Origin of the sequence: Azohydromonas lata NBRC 102462, assembly GCF_001571085.1 — a bacterium.
GTDB lineage: Bacteria > Pseudomonadota > Gammaproteobacteria > Burkholderiales > Burkholderiaceae_C > Azohydromonas > Azohydromonas lata.
The window spans coordinates 1-2,716 of sequence record NZ_BCTC01000231.1 but is presented as its reverse complement, the minus strand read 5'-3'; the positions used below and the strand labels follow the sequence as shown (position 1 = coordinate 2,716).

Sequence of the window (2,716 nt, the reverse complement as noted above, 5' to 3'; positions counted from 1 at the left end):
GGGCCTGATCAGCTCGACCTTGCTCGACACCTTCCTCACTCCGGCCATGTTCTGGCTCTTTGGACGCCGCGACGCCGAGCGGCTGGTCGACGACGGCAATGCCGAGGCCTTCTGAGCTTGGTGGCCTTTTCATTCTTCATCCCTGCGCTCAACGAAAGGACTTCTCATGAAACTCAACCGCATCTGGGCCGCTGCTGCCTTGCTGGCCTGCCTGGGCACCGCCGTGGCGGCACAGGAGCACGAGCACGGTCATGGCCACGAGCCGATGCATGGCGGCGTCGTCGTCGAGGCCAGCGACATGGACTTCGAGCTGGTGGCCAAGGCCGATGTCGTCATCCTCTACGTGCGCGACCATGGCAAGCCCGCAGCCACGCAAGGCGCCAGCGGCAAGCTCACACTGCTCAGCGGCAGCGACAAGACCGAGACGACGTTGGCGCCTGCGGGGGACAACAAGCTCCAAGCCCAGGGCAACTTCAAGGTAGGTGCCGGCACCAAGGCCGTGGCCACGGTCACGCTGCCGGGAAAGAAGGCCGTCAACGTGCGCTTCGCGTTCAAGTGACCGCTGGAGGCTGACATGTGCAGGTCTGCTGCGGCCAGCAGCAGTCGTCGGAACGGGCAGCCGTCGGAACGGGGCAGCCGCGCGGGCCGGCGTGGCCACCTGCCGGGGCACTGTCGCCGCACGCCAGCGCCAGCCGCCGTCACGGCGCAACAAGGAGTCCCTCTCCATGACCTTCCAACGCACGGGCACGTTTGCAGCGCTGTTGGCCGCGGCGACATTGCTGGTGGGATGTACCTCGCCACAGCCCAGGCACATCGACGCATCCGGCAGGTATTGCTTCCGAGCCAGCGAGAGTCCAACATCCACCTGCACATTGCACGCCATTCCGTCCGAGCAGGTGGAGGCTGACGTCAAGCGATTCGAACCCGAGCCCGGCGCACTGACGCTCCTCATCGTTCGAAACCGATGGGCGGATGCCGTGAACCAGGTGGACGTCAGCGTGGATGGTGCCGGTCCGATCACGACGGTGCCCGAGAGTCTCGTGCAGGTCCGGCTGCCTGCCGGCAGGCACCGGCTCGCCCTGTGGTGGGATGCAACGCAATCGAACCTGGACATCGATGGTGCAGCCGGCGACGTGCGCTTCGTCGAGATTCAGGGCTCCACATGGTTTGTGGGCAGCCGTTACCGATGGTTCACGGGCGATGAGGCTGGCGCGCGGTCAAGGGCGCTTTCGAGCCGCCTGATCGCCGTCATGGATCTTGCGCGCTGACGGCACCGAGGCATGGTTGCCGACACGAATGCTGCCCGCAGGGCTGTAGCACGCCCGACTGTTGGTCGCACGGGCCTCGCCTGCGCTCGTGTGCGCCACCGCGCTGACCCGCCTGGAATCATGCGCAGGCAGCGAACCCGAACGGCATGGCGCCAAGATCCTGGGCTGTCGCTTGCCCCGTCTCCAGCCCACGCGGGGACGGATTGCCCGGCAGCTTCGTTCCAAGGCGCTGCGCCTGGGGCCGTTCGCGTGGAGGCCTGCATTGCACGACTGGGTCGCCGTATGGAGCCAGCATCGATCAACGCGAATCACGTGGGTACGGCACGGTCCGACGCAGCGCACAGCAGGCAAGTCATTCGCGCGCTCGCTTGTGAACGTCAGCCAAGGCGCTGTGCGGCCGTGGCCGCGGCTTGGGTGCAGGACTGTTGGCCTGGGCAAGGCTGTTGAGAATCCCGCAGTCGCCTGCAGGCTGAGCCCGGTTGCAGCGTTGGCGCAACTCTCTCAGGCGCTTTTGCAGCACGCGCAGCTCGCGGATGCGCTGGTCGACATGGCCGATGTGCGCCTCCAGCAAGGCATTCACAGCGCTGCAATCGTCCTGCGGCGCATCCTTGGAGCGCAACAACACCTGTATCTCGTTCAGGGCCATGTCGAGGTTGCGGCACTGCCGGATGAACTCCAGCCGCTCGACGTGCTCGGGACCGTAAACGCGGTAGTTGCTGGACGTGCGCGCAGGCTGCGGCAGCAGGCCTTCACGCTCGTAGTAGCGGATCGTCCCCTCCTGCGTGCCGGTGGCTTGGGCCAGTTCACCGATCTTCATGTCTGACCATTACAGGCATTCCAAATGCTCATTGACTCTACACTTGCTACAAGCTTTTTAATGACAATGCCGCCAGAAGACGTGCGGACAATCCAGGCTCATTCCGCGGGTGCTGCTATCAAGGGTGGCACGGTAGCGCGGGCACGCCGCATGCCCGCGTCAACCCTGTAGTCTCTATAATCAATTTCATGCGCCGCCGCCTTGTCATCATGCTGTTGATGCTGCTGCCGCTCCAGTTCGTCTGGAGCGCGGCCGCGGCCTACTGCAGCCACGAGACGGCGCCAACGGCCCAGCATTTCGGCCACCACGTGCACGTGCACAAGTCGGCCCAGGCCGATGACGGCGCAAAGTCCCAGGCCGATTCGGGCATCGCCGACAACGACTGCCCGGTCTGCCACCTGGGTGGCCCGTCGCTGCCGCCTGACGTGGCCGTCTTCGTCTGCGCGCATGCAGCGCCGCCCCAGCATCCCGCTGCCGGCGTGCCTTACTCATCGGCTCCGCCCGGAACACCCGAACGCCCCAACTGGCTGCTCGCCGCCTGATCCGGCGAGCAGCTGCGTTTTTTCCTTGTCCAAGGCACAAGGCCTCTTGCCCTAGGCACTCGCTCGCCGGATCCGTCCTGTTCCTGGTT

General features: G+C 65.4%; 4 protein-coding genes. 3 read left to right on the top strand and 1 reads right to left on the bottom strand.

All coding sequences use genetic code 11. From position 1 onward, the window contains the following. Positions 1 to 166: 166 nt before the first annotated feature. Together ALA01S_RS30705 and ALA01S_RS30700 are read left to right on the top strand one after the other, a co-directional pair. Complete coding sequence (locus ALA01S_RS30705) at positions 167 to 559, top strand: hypothetical protein (protein WP_029001657.1); 393 nt, start codon at positions 167 to 169, stop codon at positions 557 to 559. 166 nt (positions 560 to 725) lie between these two features. Beyond that, the gene (locus ALA01S_RS30700; RefSeq protein WP_156902147.1) at positions 726 to 1,268 is read left to right on the top strand and encodes a hypothetical protein; all 543 of its coding nucleotides are present in this window, start codon (positions 726 to 728) and stop codon (positions 1,266 to 1,268) included. A 352-nt stretch (positions 1,269 to 1,620) separates the two neighbouring features. Here the strand turns inward: ALA01S_RS30700 and cadR are convergent, their stop codons facing one another. After that, positions 1,621 to 2,085, bottom strand: a complete 465-nt coding sequence (cadR, locus tag ALA01S_RS30695; RefSeq protein ID WP_051244335.1) for a Cd(II)/Pb(II)-responsive transcriptional regulator — start codon at positions 2,083 to 2,085, stop codon at positions 1,621 to 1,623. A 188-nt stretch (positions 2,086 to 2,273) separates the two neighbouring features. Here cadR and czcI point away from each other — a divergent pair, with 188 nt between their 5' ends. After that, positions 2,274 to 2,627 (top strand): cation efflux protein, CzcI family, encoded by a 354-nt coding sequence (gene czcI / locus ALA01S_RS30690; protein ID WP_029001655.1) that lies wholly within the window; start codon positions 2,274 to 2,276, stop codon positions 2,625 to 2,627. Positions 2,628 to 2,716 lie beyond the last annotated feature (89 nt).

What these genes read in the sequence shown, in the direction of transcription:
- ALA01S_RS30705 (WP_029001657.1), top strand. Translation starts at nt 167, where the DNA reads ATGAAACTCAACCGCATCTGGGCCGCTGCTGCCTTGCTGGCCTGCCTG.
- cadR (WP_051244335.1), bottom strand. Translation starts at nt 2,085, where the DNA reads ATGAAGATCGGTGAACTGGCCCAAGCCACCGGCACGCAGGAGGGGACG.
- ALA01S_RS30700 (WP_156902147.1), top strand. Translation starts at nt 726, where the DNA reads ATGACCTTCCAACGCACGGGCACGTTTGCAGCGCTGTTGGCCGCGGCG.
- czcI (WP_029001655.1), top strand. Translation starts at nt 2,274, where the DNA reads ATGCGCCGCCGCCTTGTCATCATGCTGTTGATGCTGCTGCCGCTCCAG.